Source organism: Paraburkholderia sediminicola, assembly GCF_046027355.1.
Taxonomy (GTDB): domain Bacteria; phylum Pseudomonadota; class Gammaproteobacteria; order Burkholderiales; family Burkholderiaceae; genus Paraburkholderia; species Paraburkholderia sediminicola_B.
In genome coordinates, this window is sequence record NZ_JAQQEK010000010.1 from 269,720 (window position 1) to 287,839 (window position 18,120).

Below are 18,120 nucleotides of genomic sequence, written 5' to 3' on the forward strand. Positions count from 1 at the left end.
CTGGTGGCTGTTAGACGGAATCGAATCGGAAAAGAGTGTGTTGTCGGAGGGTGAAACTCAAGCGCTTCAACCTGGGACCAGGCGGCCTTCGGAATAGCCGCCCATCAATAGATGGAGGATGACAGATGAACAGAAGACAAATGCTCGGCTGGCTCGCGTCGACGGCGGCGGCAGCCGGCGTCGGTGAAACGCTCGGCGCGCCGGCGCTCGCCGCCGAACTGCAAGCCTCAGGCCGTGACAGCCGCTTTGCGAAAGGCGCGGACGTATCGACGCTGCTCGAACTGGAGGCGAACGGTGCGAAGTTCTATGAGCACGGCGTGCCGCACGACTGTCTGCTGCTGCTGAGGAGCCACGGCGTCGATTCGATTCGTATCAAGGTCTGGAACGATCCTGGCAATCCGAACTTTTTTCCCGCCGATCAAAGTCCCGCGGCCGGCTACAACAATGCCGAACATGTGCGCCTGCTCGCGCGTCGCGCCACCGCGCTCGGCATGCGCGTGCTGATCGATTTCCACTACAGCGACTGGTGGGCCGATCCGGGCAAACAGTATCCGCCGCACGCCTGGGCCGGCAAGGATATCGTGCAGACCTGCGCGTTGCTGTCGGAGTACACGTCGAGCGTGCTGAAGATGCTCAAGCGCGACGGCGTGCATCCGGAGTGGGTGCAAGTGGGCAACGAGATCACAGGCGGCATGCTGTGGCCGCTCGGCAAGTACGATCAGTGGGACAACCTCGCGCAATTGCTGAAGGCGGGGCACGATGCGGTCAAATCCGTCGATGAACGCATCAAGGTCATGCTGCATATCGACAGCGGCGGCAACAACGCGACGAGCCGCTGGTGGTTCGACAGCGCGACCCAGCGCGGCGTCACCTTCGATGTGATCGGCCTGTCCTATTACCCGCAGTGGCAAGGCTCGCTGAGCGACCTGCAGAACAACGCGAACGATCTCGCGACGCGCTACGACAAGGACGTGATGGTGGTCGAGACGGCGTACCCGTGGACCACCAGCGACGGCGATTCCGAACCGAACGCGATGACCAACGTGGGGACGGCGACTTACCCGCAGACGCCGGCAGGACAGGCGCAGTTTCTCGGCGCGCTGACGGATATCGTCAAGGCGATACCGGACGGCCACGGCAAAGGCGTGTTCTGGTGGGAACCCGAATGGATTCCGACGCCGAATGTCGGATGGAAGGTCGGCGCCGGCGATCAGTGGGACAACAACACGTTGTTCGATTTCCACGGTAACGCGCTGACGTCGCTGGACGCGTTTCGAAAACGCTAGCTGCTAACCGATAGCGGTGAGGGCAGGCGCTATTGCGAGGTCGCCTGCGCCTTATGATTCGCGCACTCCGACGTGAACGCCATGCTGGCCTGGTCCGGGGTCATGCGCGGCGTGTCCGGGCTGTAGATCTTCTCGATGATGGCGCTGACCGCTTGCCGGTCAGCCGCATCCTTGTAGTACTTGGCCGCCTGATCGAGTGCTTGCGCCTTGGTCTTTTTGTGCGCGCGCCACGAGGCGACCTGCCCGGCGATGTCGCCGATCGCAAAGCATTGATCGCTGACGGTTTGCGCGACGGCCTGAACGGCCGCTTGCGCGAGGCACACCGCAAGCAGCGCGGATACGACTACGCGTTTCATTCCCTGAATCCTGTGGTTGGATGAGCTACGGTGCGAAAGCGCTGGCATCCACCACCGCGGCAACCGAACGGGTCAACAACCGCGTAGTTTATCGGGAAGTGGCGCACGGCGTTTTTTCACTCGACGCCGCAATGAAAAAAGCCGCCTCGAAGGGCGGCTTGAAAAACCATCAGATCATCCGGCAGTTCAATGCCCGAACGACTCCGCCTTCGGCGCGCCCACGTTCGACACATGCGGCCGAGCCGCCTGCTTGATCAGCAAAGCCACGCACGAAATCAGACCCGCCACCGCGACCATCGCGAAGATGCCCGCGAACGTGAAGTGGCGGCGCGTCAGTTCGGCCACGAGGAACGAACCCGCGATCCCGCCGAAGCGCCCGATGCCGAGCATCCACGCCACGCCCGTGCCGCGGCCTTCGGTCGGGTAGAACGCGGCGGCGAGCGCCGGCATCGACGATTGCGCGGTATTCATCAACACGCCGGCGACGAACACGATGAACACCAGCGCGCCCACGTTGCCCACCGCCTGGCCGATGAAATACACGCTCACGGCCGTCAACGCATAGCAGGCCGCGATGATGCGGTTCGCGTTGAAGCGGTCCATCAGCACGCCGCACAGCACCGCGCCCACGCCGCCGAGCGGGAACAGCGCGGAAATCAGCGTCGCGCGCTGCGGCGTGAGTCCGGCGTCCTTCAGCAGGATCGGCATCCAGTTGATCGACGCGTAGAAGATCACGAGGCCCATGAAATAGGCGACCCACAGCATCACCGAACCGATGATGTACGAGCGCGACAACACCACCGCCATGCCCTTGCCGCCGGTTTGCGGCGCGGTTTCGGTCATCATGAAGCTGCCCGCTTGCGCCGCTTCGCTCGAAATGCGCGCGAGCGCCGCGCGAATCCGTTCGACCGGCTTGCTATTGGCCACCATGTAGCGCACCGACTCCGGCATCTTGATCACCAGCACGATCAGGAGCAGAAGTGGCGTGATGCCGCCGAGCAGCAGCACGCTGCGCCAGCCGAAATGCGGAATCATCCACGCGGCGAGGAATCCGCCGAACGCGGCGCCGAGCGGGAAGCCGCAAAACATCAGGTTGATCACCGTCGCACGGCGGCGATCCGGGCAGTATTCGCCCATCATCGTCACGGCGTTCGGCATGGCCGCGCCGAGACCGACGCCGGTGATGAAGCGCAGCGTCGTCAGTTGTTCGATGCTGCTCGAGAAGGCCGAGCCGAGGCACGCGACACCGAACAGCAGCACCGAGCCGAGCAGCAGCGAGCGTCGCCCGAGCCGGTCCGACAGCGGTCCCGAGCCGAGCGCGCCGCAGGCGAGGCCGAACAGCGCCGCGCTCAGCACAGGCGCGAGCGCCGGCCGGGTGATGCCCCACTCGGCGATCAGCGAAGGCGCAATGAAGCCGATCGCGGCCGTGTCAAAACCGTCCAGCAGGACGATGATGAAACACATGAAGAACACCAGCCACTGAAACGGCGAAAACGGATGTTCGTTGATGAAGGTCTGAACGTTCACAGCGGTGCTGCGGTTCATGATGGTCTCCTCACTGCTGAATACGGAAAGGCTCGTGAGAACGAGCCTTTTCTTTTTATACGATCGGGCGCCGTTTTAGAAGCGGTGCACGATGCCCACGCCGGCCGCGAACTGGCTGCGCGACGACGACGGCGCGCTCTGGAAGCCGTCGCCGATGGTTGCCGTCGCGCTGATGATGTGACCCGAACCGGCGGTGCCCAGCGTATTGCCGTTGGTGCGCTGGAATGCCTGCAACGCGTAGAGGCCGGTGCGCTTCGACAACGAATAGTACTCGGACAGGTTGACCTGCTGATACTGCGCCGAACTCGTGATGCCGTTCGCCTTGGTGGCGCGCGTGTAGCTGTAGCCGGTCGCGAAGTCCCACGAAACGGTCGGCTTCCAGTGCAGCACGACGCCGCCCGTGTTGAAAATCGCCGTATCGCGGAAGCTCGAGCCGACACCCGGAATGTACTGCACATTCGAGTAGGCCGCGGACACGTCCCAGCCATTGCCGAAGTTATAGCCGCCGGTCACGGCAAAGCGCTGCTGCGCCTGCGCCGTCTGATAGCCGTTGGTCACCGCCGACACGCCCGGCTGCGCGCCGTTGTTCGACACGGTCGAATCCGCGCCGTAGGCGCCGCCGCCGAGCGTCGAGTTGTTGATGCGCATGAAGCCGACCGCGACGCCGACCGGACCGTTGATGTACTGCACCGCGCCGCTCCAGGTCGAGCCGCGGTTCAGGCTGCCCGGCACGCCGCCGAGCGAGTACGAGCCGCTGAACGTAAAGCCGTACAGTTTCGGCGAGGTATAGACCAGCGAGTTGTTCGCGCGGTAAATCGTGTCGAGCGCGTCGACGTCGCCCGGGTGCGCGCCGTAGAAGCCGGTGAGCCACGTGGTCGGGCTATACGGCGACAGCAGCGAGTAGTACGCGGTGTACTGGCGGCCGGCCTGCAGCGTGCCGTAGGTCGGGTTCGTCACGCCGACCCATGCCTGGCGGCCGAACATCGCGTTCGTGTATTGCTGCGCGCCGGTGGTGGAGTTGAAACCCGACTCCAGCTGGAAGATGGCCTTGGTGCCGGCGCCGAGATCTTCCGCGCCCTTCAGGCCGAAGCGGCTGCCGGCCCACACGCCGTTGATCATATTCACTTTGGACTTGCCACCGGACGTCGAGCCGAGCGAGGGGGCCTGGCTGCTTTGATAGCCGATACCCGTGTCCACGATACCGTACAGCGTGACGCTGCTTTGCGCGAAAACCGGTGCGCTGGCCAGAGCGGCGATCGCGCAGGCGAGCCGGGTCATCGTGATATTGCGATTCATGAGGTGTTCTCCAATTCGACCTGCCTCGACTGCGACGGCAGTCCCGGCGACCCGGTCGTCATCAAATTCTTATGTCTATTTGTTCGTATATAGAACGGTGATTCTTTGTGCGAACAGGGCTGAACTGTAAGTAATATGACAAGCAGGGGTCAACGCGGGATTACCCGACTTTGTTGCGGATGCACATCGGTTGGAAAAAGGCGCTGGACAGCGCGAAGGATCATAGAGGCCGCGGCGCGCGCCGGCGCGCCGGGATGAGGCGGGGATGGGTAAGAGGGATAAGCGCCGACGTCAAAGGCACAGCATGGTGCGATGCGATGCGGCGCTCGGTGCGATGCGCGACGTGGCGTTCAGAAAATGACGTAGACCTTGCGCATCGTTTCGTCGACTTCCCACAGCCCTTCGGTGTTGGCTTCGAAGAAGAGTGTGTCGCCGCTCTCGAAGTGAATGGTCTCCTCGTTATCGGGCGTGAAGCGGCCGCGCCCCGCGATGAAGTGCATCACTTCGGCCTGCTTGACCGAGCGGCGGTAAGTGCCGGCGGTGCATTCGAAAATCCCGGTATCGACGGATTCGCTGCCCTTGATGATGCGTTGCACGCCCGACACCTGAATCGGCGTCGTGCCGGGCAGCCCGGCCTTGCCCCAGTCCTCCAGATTCTGCAGATTCACGCTTTGCTTGAGCTGCTGTACCTTCATCTTCTCGTTACCTTTTGAGTGTGCATAGGCCGTGTCATTGGCCGCTGGTTTGGTTGTTCGTCACGGTCTGCTCGATCTTGCCCAGCCGTACGACGGTCACGCCGGGACGCAGTTGCCGCAGCGACGGCATGACGAGCATGCAGTTGTCGTAGGGCGTGGTGACCGCCTCGCCGTTGGACCAGCCGATCACGGCGCCGGCCTCGGTGAAGATCTCCAGGCCCGTGTAGGGCGCCGCGAATCGAAAATCCATGCTGGTGGCCACCACCGGCTGCGTCACGCGGACGATGTGCTGCGCCGGCGGCAACGGCGCGAGCCAGCCGGCCGGCAGATCCGCTTCATCGACCACGCCGGCGAGCAACAGGAAACGCGCGGTGGTGTCGCGCGCGACCGCAACGGCGCTCTGTTCCCAATGCTGTCCGCATTCGATCAGCAGCGCGTTCTTCGGGCTGGCGGGGTCGCCGAAACCTTCGTAGTCGCGCATGCGGCGGCCTTCCGGATGGCCTTCGTCGCAGATCACGGTGGCCGGCGTGCCGAGCCGCACGGCGAGGTCGATGCCTTTTTGCAGCGGTCCCGCCACGATCAGCGGCTTGCTCTTCTCGTGCATGGAATGCAGATCGAGCAGGGCGTCGACGCTGTCGATCACCGGCCGCATTGCGCGCGCACGTTCGAGTTCGCTGGACGTGCGCGCCGCGTCGTCGAGCACCGCGGCGGTCCACACGCGATTGAAATCCTGATCGACGAAGCGGGCCGCATCGGGCTCGGCGGGATCGAAACGCTGATACGCAGCGACGTTCGCGAACGCCAGCGTGAGGCGCCCGCGCCGCGGCCGCAACCCGCGCCGCAGCAATTCGTCGACAACGATCGCGCCGCACACTTCGTTGCCGTGCGTGAGCGCGTTGATCATTACGTGCGGGCCCGGCGCGCCCGAGTCGAACGTATGAACGTAGGCGATGCCGGACGCAGATTGTTCGTGACCCGAAATATCGGGAAATTCGACTTCGATGGGGTAGGCTTCCATGCTCATGCGAGTTGTCCTGGCAGAGAGTGAGCGAAAGGCTCAGGCGAGTTTTGCCGCGATCGCCTGGCCGACTTCGGTGGTGTTCGCCTTGCCGCCGAGGTCGCCGGTATGCGGGCCTTCCACCAGCGTCGCTTCGATCGCGGCGAGAATCGCGTCGTGCGCCTCGCGTTCCTTGCCTGCGTGATTGCCGAGGAAGTCGAGCATCATCGCGGCCGACCAGATCATCGCGATCGGATTGGCGATGTTCTTGCCGGCGATGTCCGGCGCCGAGCCGTGCACCGGTTCGAACAGCGAGGGAAACTTGCGGTCCGGGTTCAGATTGCCCGACGGCGCGAGACCGATCGTGCCCGTGCAGGCAGGGCCAAGATCGGACAGGATGTCGCCGAACAGATTTGTGGCCACCACCACGTCGAAGCGATCCGGGTTCAGCACGAAGCGCGCGCAGAGAATGTCGATGTGCTGCTTGTCCCACGTCACGTCCGGATACTGCGCGGCGATGCCGGCCGCGACTTTGTCCCACCACGGCATGCTGATCGCGATGCCGTTGCTCTTGGTGGCCACCGTGATCTTCTTGCGCTCGCGCCGTTGCGCGAGATCGAACGCGAACTTCAGCACGCGTTCGCTGCCGTGCCGCGTGAAGACGGATTCCTGCAGCACGAATTCGCGTTCCGTGCCTTCGAACATCACGCCGCCCACCGACGAATATTCGCCCTCGGTGTTTTCACGCACGATCCAGAAATCGATGTCGCCCGCTTTGCGGCCAGCGAGCGGCGAAGGCACGCCGGCAAAGAGGCGCGCCGGGCGCAGGTTGATGTACTGGTCGAATTCGCGGCGGAACTTCAGCAGCGATCCCCACAGGGAAATATGGTCGGGCACCGTGTCGGGCCAGCCCACCGCGCCGAACAGGATCGCGTCGGCCGATTGCAGTTGCGCTTTCCAGTCGTCCGGCATCATCTTGCCGTGCTTCGCGTAGTACTCGCAGCTCGCCCATTCAATGTGCTGATACTCCAGCTCGATGCCGAAGCGCGTTTTCACCGCCTCCAGCACGCGAATGGCTTCCGGCATGACTTCGACGCCGATGCCGTCGCCGGGAATGACTGCGATCCGATATTTCTTCGACATGTTGTGCTCCTCCGTTGGGGCTTCTGGACGATTCGATAACGGCTATTTTATTCCTGCTGTTTGAGACTAAAATGGTCGCTTTAGTTAAGCCACTGTGCACGATTCGTGTACAAACTCCGCTGCCATCCATCGACCTATGAGCGCCGTCCCCTCACCCGATCTCGGCGATTTGCGCGTGTTTTGCGAAGTGGCGCGCAAATCCAGTTTCAGCGCGGCGGCGGAAGCCTTGTCGGTGTCCGCGGCGTATGTCAGCAAACGCATCAACGTGCTCGAGACTACGCTCGGTACGCGTTTATTGCACCGGTCCACGCGCCGCGTCGCGATCACGGAAGCGGGTGAGCGCGTCTACACGTGGGCCGAAAAGATTCTCGACGATGTCGATCAACTCGTGGAGGACGTCTCCACCACGCGCCGCATTCCCGGCGGCAAGCTGCGCATTTCCAGCAGCTTCGGCTTCGGCCGGCGCTTCGTCGCGCCCGCGCTCGCGCGCTTTTCCGAGCGCTATCCGCAGTTGAGCGTGCGGCTCGATCTGTTCGACCGTCTCGTCGATGTCGGCGGCGAAGGCTTCGATCTGGACGTGCGCATCGGCGACGAGATCGCGCCGCATCTGATCGCACGGCGGCTGGCGTCGAATTATCGCGTGCTGTGCGCGTCGCCTGGTTACCTCGCGCGGCATGGCGCGCCGCGCCAGCTTGCCGAGCTGTCCTCGCATGCGTGTCTGGCGATCAAGGAGCGCGACCATCCGTTTGGTCTGTGGCGTTTGACGGTGCGCGGTGAGACGGTCTCGATCAAGGTCACGGGACCGTTGTCGACCAATCACGGCGAAGTGGCGGTGGAATGGGCGCTGGCGGGACGCGGCATCGTACTGCGTTCCATGTGGGATGTGCGCCCGCTGCTCGAAAGCGGCCAGTTGCAGCAGGTGCTGCCCGAGGTCACGCAACCGGCGAATCTGTGGGCGGTGTATCCGGCGCGGCTCGCGCAGTCGGCGAAGGTGCGGGTCTGCGTGGACTTTCTGAGCGAGGAATTCGCGCAATGGAGTCCGCCGGCCGACGGTGCGGCCGGCGTGGACATGGCTGAACGTTGACCGCCGAACCCTGAGTGGCAAGATCCGGCGGATCAAAGACAAAGCAACGCCTAGTGATGATTCTGCGAGAACAGCGTTTCGAGCGGGTAATGGCTCTTCACGAACGGCGACTTGATGATGACGTAGCTGAAGTACTTCTCGATCCCGATATCGCGTTCGAGCAGCCCTTCCACGATGCTCTGGTAATGGCTCACACTGCGCGTGACGAACTTCAGCAGGTAGTCATAACCGCCGCTCGCCAGATGGCACTCGACAATCTCGTCGACGTCGCGAATCGCATTCACGAACTTGATGAAGTCTTCCCGCCGATGATCGGCGAGCGTGACTTCGGTGAACACGATCTGCACGTCGCCGAGCTTTTCGAGCTGGATCTGCGCACCGTAGCCGATGATGTAGCCGGCTTTCTCCAGACGCTTGACCCGGATCAGGCAAGGACTGGGCGACAGGCCGACCGCGTCGGCAAGCTCGACGTTGGTTATGCGGCCTTTCTTCTGCAATTGGGAAAGTATGCGCAGGTCAATCCGGTCTAGCTTGCAGTCGCTGCTCATCGTAACGTTATCGCTCCGGCGATGGGTGTGTGGGGCTGAGGTGGCCCTCTACTCTAGCATGCGGTGGCATGAGTTTTGACCTTCAACGCGGCGCGCACGTCGGCTTGTGCGAGAACGTCGTCGAGGGTCTTTTCAAGCCGCTCGAACATCAGATCGAACTCGGCCTCGGTGTACGAGAGCGCCGGTGCGAAGCCGAGAATGTTGTCGCCGAAGGCACGGAAAATCAGGCGGTTTTCGTACGCGGCGGCGGCGATCCGTTCGGACAGTTTCAACGCCGGATCGAAGCCCGCCTTGCTGTCCTTGTCGGCGACGAGTTCGAGCGCGCCGAGCAGGCCACGATGGCGCGAGTCGCCCACCAGCGGATGCGCGAGCAGCGCGTCGAGGCCTTGCGCGAAACGCGGCGCGCGCGCCACGCCGTTCGCGAGCAGGCCGCCTTCGTGATACAGACGCAGTACTTCGAGGCCAATGGCCGCGCTCACCGGATGCGCCGAATACGTATGGCCATGGCCGACGACCGCTTCGGCGTCGCCGTTTGCAATGCCCTGATAGATTTCGTCCGACATCAGCACGGCGCCCATCGGCGCATAGCCCGCGGTCAGGCCTTTGGCCACCGTCATCAGATCCGGCTCGACGTTTTCGCCCTGGCAGGCGAACAGCGGACCCGTGCGGCCGAATCCCGTGATGACCTCATCGGCGACGAACAGGATGCCCAGCTTGCGGCAACTTTCACGCATGGCCTTGAGCCAGCCGACCGGCGGCACGATCACGCCGCCCGAGCCCTGAATCGGTTCGCAGAAGAACGCGGCGACGTTGTCGGCACCGAGCTCGGCCACCTTCGCTTCGAGCGAGGCCACCGAGGCGGCGATCAGCGCGGCGTCGTCGGCGAAATCGTTGCGGTACGCGTACGGCGACGGCAGATGATGCTGGTTCGGCAGCGGCAAGTCGAAGTTGCGGTGGAACGCGGGCAGGGCGGTGAGGCCGGCGCCGGTCGTCGACGAGCCGTGGTAGCCGCGTTGCAGCGCGATGATGTGCTTCTTCGACGCAAGCCCCGTGGCGTTGAAGTAGTGCGTGATGAAACGCAGTGCCGAGTCCACCGCATCCGACCCGCCGAGCGTGAAGTACACATGCTGCAGCGAAGCGGGCGACACCTCGACCAGCTTTTGCGCGAGTTCAATGGCCGGCTCGGAGCCGAAATGGAAATAGCCGGTCGCGTAGGGCAGCTTCTGCATCTGCGCGGTGGCGGCGTCGACAATGCTCTGCTGGCCGTAGCCGACATTCACGCACCAGAGTCCGGAAAACGCGTCGAGCAGTTCGTTGCCGGCCGCGTCGCGCAGAAACGCGCCGCTGGCGGACTCGAGGATGGTGACGCCGCGTGCTTCGTGCGCGCGGTAGTTGATGACCGGGTGAATCAGATGCTTGCGGTCGGCTTCGATGAGCGATTGAATCGGCATGATGGTTTCTCGTCGCGGGAAGGGGCTATTGACCGTTCCATACTACTGATCAGCGACGATCGCCTGCTCACCTAAACAATTGCCCGAAAAGCGCGCGCGACGCGTTTTGATGCACGGTCTTGGCATTTTCTGCTGCGGACGCTGAAAAGCCGCGCCACGCGGGCGTTTCATCCGGTGCCGCCCTCAATAGCCTTGCGCGCGGTCGATCTGGCCAACCATGGGCAAGCCTTCGCGATGACGGCGCAGATTCTCCAGCACCACGTCGACGGCGGTTTCCGGCCGCGTCGCGCTGGCGATATGCGGCGTGATGCGCACGCGTGGATGCGTCCACAACGCATGACCGGCGGGCAACGGCTCGGGATCGGTGACATCGAGAATGGCGTTCTGCAACTGGCCGCTCTCGAGCGCCGCCAGCAAGTCCTGCTGATTCAGATGCGGACCACGACCCGTTTGAATCAGCGACGCGCCGCGCGGCAGCTTCGCGAACAACGCCGCGTCGAGCAGCCCGCGCGTGGCCGGCGTGAGCGGCAGCAGGCAGATCAGGATATCGGTACGCGCGAGAAACGCATCCAGTGCGGTTTCACCCGCATAACACGCCACGCCTTCGATCTCGCGACCCGAACGGCTCCATCCCGCACAGTCGAAGCCGAACAACCGCAGTCTTTCCAGCACGGCCGTGCCCAACACGCCGAGCCCGAGCACACCGACGCGACGCTGGCTGGCCGGCTTGAGCGGCAACTCGCGCCAGACCTGCTGCTGTTGCTGAAGACCATAGTCGAACAGATCGCGATGAATCGTCAGCACGGCCTGCGTGACGTATTCGACCATGCCTTCGACGATCCCCGGCTCGATCATGCGCACGACGGGCACATGCTCCGGTACGCCCGACAGATCGAACTGATCGATGCCCGCCCCGACCGAGAACACGACTTCCAGATTAGGGAAGGTGCGCGTCGGATCTTCCGGCGGCTGCCAGGCGGCGAGATAGCGGATCGCGGCCGGGTCGCCGAGATCGGGCCAGATATGAAACGGCAGATCCGGCGCTTTCTGCGCGAAGAGTTTCGCCCACTGGGCGCCGCGCGCCGGGTCGGCTTTATAGAGGAAGGCCATGATGGTCAGCAGATTGCCTGGTTGATGATGCCGTATTGCAGGTAATGCGCATCCTGTCCGCCGCTCGCGGGCTCGCCCGGCGTGGCGGGGCGGACCATTTTGACGACCGTATCCACGCGCGGCAAGCCCAACTGCTCCAGCCACTCGGTCAGACCGCTTTCGCCGGGGGTGTCGATACGCACGAACACGCCTTCATTCAGCGCCAGCCAGTGGCTGATGAGCGCCTTGGCGCGGCTCGAATCCTCCGAGGCGGGCGTGACGACCGGACCGATCGCAAAGCCACGTCCGAAGCGGCGAAACAATGCGAAGCCGATCAGTTCGCCGTCGCGGTCGAGCGCGATGCCGTCGGCGGTGCCCAGCAGCGCGGGCAAGACTTCGCCGCGATCCAGACCGCTGGCCGCCGAGGCCAGTTCGACCAGCCGCGCGGTGTCGCTCGAACCGAGCGGGCGCAAACGCTCGCCCGGCGGCAGCGACACGAGAGGTGGCTGGAACGCCGCGCCCTGATGCTGGTCGAGCGTGCCGGTCGCGCGAAAGCCGAGCTTTTCATACAGTGGCTGGCCCGCGGTGGTGGCGTGCAGGAACGTGACGCGGCCGCCCAGTTCTTCGAGCACCAGTTCCATCAGCTTTCTGCCGATGCCGCGCCCTTGTTGCGCCGGCGACACGATCACCATGCCGAGCGACGCGCATTCGGCGCCGTATTTCCAGCACAGGGCGGTGCCGATCACGCCGCTCGCGTCTTCCGCGACGAAACCCACGCCCAGCTGCGCGACGAATCTCCAGTCGTCCGCGCGATGCGGCCATTTGAGTTCGACCGTCAACGCGTGCGCGGCGGCGATGTCGTCGAGGGTGAAGCGTCTATAGGTAATCGAATCGGACACGCCGTACTCCCTGATTGACTGAAGGCTTACGCCGTCACTGTGTCATCCGGTGCGCGGTGTGACTAGGACGATCTTTTTATCGCGAGCCCTGGAAAGGGCCGCATTGAAATTCGATGCAAAACGCCAGGTATGGGCGGGCATTACAGGTGAGTTCTGCTGCGTGGCGATTTTTGTCGGCGACATATGCCAGGCCCGCGGCTCTACGATTTTGTCATGGCGGCGGCGTTCACGAAACGCACCGCACGGAACCACCAGCCAGTCACAAGGAAACTTTTCTCATGGACAGCTTCAATCCGGACGACGTCGCGATTCGCAGCGGACATTACATCGGCGGTGAATATGTCGAGGCGGGCGAGCGCCGTATCGAGGTGGCGCGTCCATCGGACGGCGTGGTGTACGCGTCGGTGCCGCTCGCCGATGCCGGCATGGTGGACCGCGCGGTCGAGAACGCCTGGCAGGCTTTCAAACACAGTGGCTGGGCGCGCATGGCGCCGCGTGAGCGCGCGAAGATCCTGCGCCGTTTCGCCGAGCTGGTCGAAGCCGATGCGCCAACGCTCGGCCGGCTGGAAGCGCTCGGCTCGACGCGTCCGATCGCGCAGGCGATCGGCTGGGACGTGCCGTTCACCGCCGAGGGCATCCGCTTTTATGCCGAGTTCGCCGACAAGCTGGGCGGCGACGTCGCGGCCACGGATCACGATCATCTGGGCATGACGATCGCCGAGCCGTATGGCGTGATCGGCGCGATCGCGCCGTGGAATTTCCCACTGGTCATGGCCTCGTGGAAGATCGCCCCCGCGCTGGCGGCGGGCAATGCGGTGGTGCTCAAACCTTCGGAGATGACGCCGTTCTCGGTCTTGCGGCTCGCCGAGCTGGCCGTGCAGGCTGGCGTGCCCGCGGGCATCTTCAACGTGATCCAGGGCGATGGCAGAGTGACCGGCGACGAACTGGTGCGTCATCCGAAGATCAGCAAGGTCACCTTCACGGGCTCCACGCGCACCGGTGCGTCGATCATGGCCGCGTGCGCCAACAGCGGCACCAAGCCGGTCACGCTCGAACTGGGCGGCAAGAGCCCGCAAATCGTATTCGCCGACGCGCCGCGTCTGGACGACGTGGCGCGCCGCATCGCCGGCGCGATCACAGGCAACGCGGGGCAAGTGTGCGTGGCGGGGTCGCGTCTGCTGGTCGAGCGAAGTCTCGCCGAGCCGCTGGCCGAGCGCATCGGCAAGATCTTCGCCGAGTTGAAGCCCGGCGCGACATGGGCCGCCGGCACCACGCTCTCGCCGATCATCTCGGCGCCGCAGGCGGCGCGCATCGAAGGCATCGTGGGACGCACGCTGGAAGCCGGCGCGACGCTGCGTTACGGCGGCGTCAGGGCGGACGGCGGCGCTGACGGCGCGTTCTACGCCCCGACCTTGCTCACTGACGTCACGGCTCACTCCGAAGCGGTGCGTGAAGAAGTCTTCGGTCCGGTGCTGACGCTGCAAACCTTCGATACCGAAGAAGAAGCGCTCGCGCTCGCGCAGCATCCCGAGTACGGCCTCGCGGCCGGTGTGCATACCGCCGACCTGGGCCGGGCGCTGCGTTTCGTTCGCGGGCTCGAAGCGGGCACGGTGTGGGTCAACCGCTATGGGCGCACCTCGGACTTCATGATCCCCACGGGCGGCTTCAAGCGTTCCGGCATCGGCAAGGACCTGGGGCGCCAGGCCTATGAGGCCAACCTGCGTTTCAAAAGCGTATTGATCGACCTGCGTGCCTGAACGTCTGCCATCCGTCTGGCATGCCGACCGCAAACCCAGCATGGGCAAGGCTTTCAGCCCGATCGCCGCATTCTGTGCTGTCCGCGGCCTCAAAACGCATGGTTTGTGTCACCAGCAGCGCCCTAATCAGGAACATCTATGTTTTTGCGCTGATTAAATCTTTAACAGGAATAAGCATTCACGGTTTTCGCCAATGAGCTCCGACAGCGAGTTCACCATCACGATAGGACTGCACCATGATCGAATTCGAACCGAAATACATCACCTTCGACTGCTACGGCACGCTGACGAAATTCCACATGGCCGACATGACGCGCGAGCAGTACGGCCACTTGCTGAACGGCGAAGACCTGGAAAAGCTCGTCGCGTTTTACTCGGGCTATCGTCGCGACGAAGTGCTCGGTGCGTGGAAGCCGTACCGCGATGTGGTGGTCAATGCGCTGCGCCGCGCCTGCAAGCGCATGAACGTCGAATTCAACGAAGCGGGCGCCCAAAGCATCTATGAAGCCGTGCCGACCTGGGGTCCGCATCCGGACGTGCCGGAAGGCGTCTCGCGTCTGGCGAAGAAGTACAAGCTGGTGATTCTCTCGAACGCTTCGAACAACCAGATCCAGAGCAACGTCGACAAGCTCGGCGCACCGTTCCACAAGGTCTTCACGGCGGAGCAGGCGCAGTCGTACAAGCCGCGCATGCAAGGCTTCGAATACATGTTCGACCAGCTCAACTGCAATCCGGAAGACGTGCTGCACGTGTCGTCGAGCCTGCGCTACGACCTGATGACCGCGCACGACCTGGGCATCAAGCACAAGGTCTTCGTCAAGCGCGGCCACGAACCGTCGACGCCTTACTACCAGTACTACGAGGTCAACGACATTCCGCATCTGGCTTCGGAACTCGGTCTGTAAGCGCCGGTTTTTTCACGCTCGTTGCCCATCTCAAGGACAGACCGGATGAAGCTCGATTCCTACTGGCTCGACACCGCGCCGCCACTGCTGTCGGCGTGCGAGGGTCCGGTCGACGGCCAGACCGATGTGGTGGTGATCGGCGGCGGCTTCACCGGACTGTCGGCGGCGCAGGCCTTGGGCAAGCGCGGCGCCGCGGTGACCGTACTTGACGCGGGCCGCATCGGCGGCGGCGCGTCCGGGCGCAACGGCGGGCAGGTCAATACCGGCGTCGCGCAGGACTTCGTCGCGCTGGTCGCGCAACTCGGTGTGGAGCGCGCGAGCGCCTGCTACCGCGCGTTTTCGGATGCGGTCGACACGGTCGAGCGTCTGATCCGCGAGGAAAACATCGACTGCAATTACATCGCGACCGGCAAGCTGAAGCTGGCGTCGAAACCGCATCATCTCGCGCATCTGGAGAAGACGGCGGAAGCGATTCGCCGTGAAGTCGATACGGATATCGAACTGATCGACCGCAGCCGTATCCGCAGCGAAATTCAATCCGACAGTTTTTATGGCGGATTGCTGCAACGGCACGGCGGCCAGATGCATATGGGCAAGTTCACAGTCGGGCTCGCCGAGGCCGCGGTACGCCGCGGCGCCAAGCTGTACGAGAACGCGGCGGTCACCGCCATCGTGAAAGAGGGCGGCGGTTTCAGGGTCACCACGGCGCGCGGCGAAGTGCGCGCGAAGCAGGTGCTGATCGCGACCGGCCCGTCGCGGCATGGTCCGTTTGGCTGGTATCGGCGGCGTCTCGCGCCGGTCGGTTCGTTCATCGTCGTGACGGAGCCCGTGGCGCCCGAGTTGCTGGCGCACGTGTTTCCGAACCGGCGCGCGTACACGACCACGCGTTTGATGCACAACTACTTCCGCGTGACGCCCGATTCGCGTTTGCTGTTCGGCGGCCGGGCGCGCTTCACGGCGTCCGAGCGGCCGTCCGATGCGAAGAGCGGACGCATCCTGCAGGAAGGCCTCGCCGCGATGTTCCCGATGCTCGCGAGCGCGCGCATCGACTATTGCTGGGGCGGTCTGGTGGACATGAGCGCCGACCGTTTGCCGCATGCCGGGCAGCACGACGGCATCTATTTCTCGATGGGCTACAGCGGCCACGGCACGCAGATGTCGACGCACATGGGCCAGGTGATGGCCGACGTGATGGACGGCCATGAAGACCGGAATCCGTGGCGCGAGTCGGAGTGGCCCGCGATTCCCGGCCATACCGGCAAACCCTGGTTCTTGCCGCTCGTGGGCACGTACTACCGCATCAAAGACATTTTTTATTGATCGTTTGTTGTTCGACTGGCAGTCAAAACCACGCAGCCACGCCTGCTTAACCCCATTGCTCACCCTCGCGGAGAAGTTCGATGAATAAGGAAAACTCGCAACATGGCGCTCTTGAACTCGGCACCGGGTTGGAGCGATTGACGGCCAGGGGCGCCTCGCGGCGCGACGTGCTGCGCGCGATGGCCGCGGCCGGCATGATGTCGGTCACGGGCGCCGGTTTGCTGAGCGCGAGCGGTGCGGCCTTTGCGCAGGCGAAGCCGAAGCAGGGCGGCAAGATCCGCGTGGCGACGCAGTCCGCGTCCGCGGCCGATACGCTCGACCCAGCAAAGGGCGCGCTCGGTACCGATTACGTTCGCGGCTTCATGTTCTACAACTGCCTGACCGAACTCGATCCGCATCTCGGCGCGAAGATGTCGCTGGCGACCTCGCTCGATACGAAAGATGCCACCGTGTGGGTCGTCAAGCTGCGCAGCGGCGTACAGTTTCACGACGGCAAGGCGCTCGCGCCGGCCGACGTGGTGTTTTCGATCATGCGCCACAAGGATCCGGCGACCGCTTCGAAAGCGAAGACACTGGCCGACCAGATCAAGGAAGTGAAGGCGACCGGCCCGAACGAAGTGACGATCACGCTGGACGGTCCGAACGCCGATCTGCCGGTGATCCTCGCCACCTCGCATTTCCAGATCATCAAGGACGGCACCAAGGATTTCAAAACGGCGGTCGGCACGGGCCCGTTCAAGCTCAAGGAATTCTCGCCGGGCGTGCGCACCGTCGGCGTGAGAAACGAGAAGTACTGGAAGCCGGGCATGCCGCATCTCGACGAGGTCGAACTGATCGGCATCGGCGACGAATCGGCGCGCGTGAACGCGCTGCTCTCCGGCGACGTGCAACTGATCAACGCGGTGAGCCCGCGTTCGACCACGCAGATCAAGGGCGCGGGTGGTTTCTCCGTGCTGGAGACGAAGACCGGCCTGTACACCGACCTGATCGTGCGCGACGAAGGCGGCATTACCGGCAACGACGATTTCCGGCGCGGCATGATGTACCTGCAGGACCGCGAGCAGATGCGCCGCGCGATCTTCCAGGGTTACGGCACGATCGGCAACGACCAGCCGATCGATCCGACCAACAAGTACTACCTGGCCGGCTTGCCGCAGCGTGCCTTCGATCCGGACAAGGCGAAGTTCCATTTCCAGAAGGCCAAGGTCGGCAGCGCGCCGATCCAGATTTTCGCGTCGCCGGCGGCGGAAGGCTCGGTTGAAATGGCGATGTTCCTTCAGCAGGTCGCGCCGCAAGCCGGTTTGAATCTGCAGGTGTCGCGCGTGCCGGCCGACGGCTACTGGTCGAACCACTGGATGAAGCATCCGCTGGGTTTCGGCAACATCAACGCGCGCCCGAGCGCCGACGTGATCTTCACGCAGTTCTTCAAGTCGGACGCACCGTGGAACGAAGCGAACTGGAAAAGCCCGAAGTTCGACCAGATGCTGGTGGCCGCGCGCGGTGAACCGGACGACGCCAAGCGCAAGAAGATCTACGGCGACATGCAGGTGCTGGTGCATGAAACGGGTGGTATCGGCATTCCTCTGTTCCAGAGTTCGCTCGACGCCTATACGAACAAGCTCAAGGGCCTCGGCTCGATTCCGCTCGCCGGGCTGATGGGCTTCATGTTCGCGGAAAACGTCTGGCTCGAAACCTGAGCCGGATCTGTTGGGCAGTCACGAAGGGTTTCCGGTCTGACGAACTGGAAAG

Annotated in this window: 16 protein-coding genes; 6 read left to right on the forward strand and 10 right to left on the reverse strand. The window is 63.7% G+C overall.

Features of this window, described 5'->3' with window-relative positions:
• Positions 1-125 precede the first annotated feature (125 nt).
• Positions 126-1,286, forward strand: coding sequence for a glycoside hydrolase family 53 protein (locus PQR42_RS19590; protein ID WP_408387028.1), 1,161 nt, complete (start codon positions 126-128; stop codon positions 1,284-1,286).
• 29 nt (positions 1,287-1,315) lie between these two features.
• On the opposite strand, the gene PQR42_RS19595 is transcribed toward PQR42_RS19590, so the two are convergent.
• The 6 genes from PQR42_RS19595 to PQR42_RS19620 all read right to left on the reverse strand — a co-directional run bounded on the left by PQR42_RS19595 (position 1,316) and on the right by PQR42_RS19620 (position 7,318).
• Positions 1,316-1,642 carry a hypothetical protein gene (locus PQR42_RS19595; protein ID WP_408387027.1) on the reverse strand — a complete coding sequence of 109 codons (327 nt, stop codon included), beginning with the start codon at positions 1,640-1,642 and terminating at the stop codon, positions 1,316-1,318.
• 186 nt (positions 1,643-1,828) lie between these two features.
• A complete protein-coding gene (locus tag PQR42_RS19600) occupies positions 1,829-3,187 on the reverse strand; it encodes an MFS transporter (protein WP_408387026.1) in 1,359 nt (452 codons plus the stop codon).
• A 75-nt stretch (positions 3,188-3,262) separates the two neighbouring features.
• Positions 3,263-4,483 carry a porin gene (locus PQR42_RS19605; protein WP_408218913.1) on the reverse strand — a complete coding sequence of 407 codons (1,221 nt, stop codon included), beginning with the start codon at positions 4,481-4,483 and terminating at the stop codon, positions 3,263-3,265.
• A 350-nt stretch (positions 4,484-4,833) separates the two neighbouring features.
• Positions 4,834-5,178 (reverse strand): cupin domain-containing protein, encoded by a 345-nt coding sequence (locus PQR42_RS19610; protein WP_408218916.1) that lies wholly within the window; start codon positions 5,176-5,178, stop codon positions 4,834-4,836.
• 34 nt (positions 5,179-5,212) lie between these two features.
• Positions 5,213-6,202 (reverse strand): succinylglutamate desuccinylase/aspartoacylase domain-containing protein, encoded by a 990-nt coding sequence (locus tag PQR42_RS19615; RefSeq protein ID WP_408218919.1) that lies wholly within the window; start codon positions 6,200-6,202, stop codon positions 5,213-5,215.
• A gap of 33 nt (positions 6,203-6,235) precedes the next feature.
• Positions 6,236-7,318 carry a tartrate dehydrogenase gene (locus PQR42_RS19620; RefSeq protein ID WP_408218922.1) on the reverse strand — a complete coding sequence of 361 codons (1,083 nt, stop codon included), beginning with the start codon at positions 7,316-7,318 and terminating at the stop codon, positions 6,236-6,238.
• Positions 7,319-7,454: 136 nt separating this feature from the next.
• Between PQR42_RS19620 and PQR42_RS19625 the strand changes: the two genes are divergently transcribed.
• Entirely contained in the window at positions 7,455-8,402 is a 948-nt protein-coding gene (locus tag PQR42_RS19625; protein WP_408218925.1) for a LysR substrate-binding domain-containing protein, read from the forward strand.
• Between the two features lie 50 nt (positions 8,403-8,452).
• On the opposite strand, the gene PQR42_RS19630 is transcribed toward PQR42_RS19625, so the two are convergent.
• From PQR42_RS19630 to PQR42_RS19645, 4 genes are all read right to left on the reverse strand, one after another.
• Positions 8,453-8,950, reverse strand: coding sequence for an Lrp/AsnC family transcriptional regulator (locus tag PQR42_RS19630; RefSeq protein WP_011491802.1), 498 nt, complete (start codon positions 8,948-8,950; stop codon positions 8,453-8,455).
• Positions 8,951-9,003: 53 nt separating this feature from the next.
• Positions 9,004-10,401 carry an aspartate aminotransferase family protein gene (locus tag PQR42_RS19635; RefSeq protein WP_408387025.1) on the reverse strand — a complete coding sequence of 466 codons (1,398 nt, stop codon included), beginning with the start codon at positions 10,399-10,401 and terminating at the stop codon, positions 9,004-9,006.
• Between the two features lie 183 nt (positions 10,402-10,584).
• A complete protein-coding gene (locus tag PQR42_RS19640) occupies positions 10,585-11,511 on the reverse strand; it encodes a 2-hydroxyacid dehydrogenase (RefSeq protein ID WP_408387024.1) in 927 nt (308 codons plus the stop codon).
• Between the two features lie 5 nt (positions 11,512-11,516).
• Complete coding sequence (locus PQR42_RS19645) at positions 11,517-12,389, reverse strand: GNAT family N-acetyltransferase (protein WP_408387023.1); 873 nt, start codon at positions 12,387-12,389, stop codon at positions 11,517-11,519.
• A gap of 278 nt (positions 12,390-12,667) precedes the next feature.
• Here PQR42_RS19645 and PQR42_RS19650 point away from each other — a divergent pair, with 278 nt between their 5' ends.
• From PQR42_RS19650 to PQR42_RS19665, 4 genes are all read left to right on the forward strand, one after another.
• Complete coding sequence (locus PQR42_RS19650) at positions 12,668-14,146, forward strand: aldehyde dehydrogenase family protein (RefSeq protein ID WP_408218937.1); 1,479 nt, start codon at positions 12,668-12,670, stop codon at positions 14,144-14,146.
• A gap of 236 nt (positions 14,147-14,382) precedes the next feature.
• Positions 14,383-15,051: a haloacid dehalogenase type II gene (locus PQR42_RS19655; RefSeq protein WP_408218940.1), complete on the forward strand. Its 669-nt coding sequence runs from the start codon at positions 14,383-14,385 to the stop codon at positions 15,049-15,051.
• A 45-nt stretch (positions 15,052-15,096) separates the two neighbouring features.
• The gene (locus tag PQR42_RS19660; RefSeq protein WP_408387022.1) at positions 15,097-16,371 is read left to right on the forward strand and encodes an NAD(P)/FAD-dependent oxidoreductase; all 1,275 of its coding nucleotides are present in this window, start codon (positions 15,097-15,099) and stop codon (positions 16,369-16,371) included.
• A gap of 80 nt (positions 16,372-16,451) precedes the next feature.
• The gene (locus tag PQR42_RS19665; protein WP_408218946.1) at positions 16,452-18,068 is read left to right on the forward strand and encodes an ABC transporter substrate-binding protein; all 1,617 of its coding nucleotides are present in this window, start codon (positions 16,452-16,454) and stop codon (positions 18,066-18,068) included.
• The last annotated feature ends 52 nt before the right edge of the window (positions 18,069-18,120 follow it).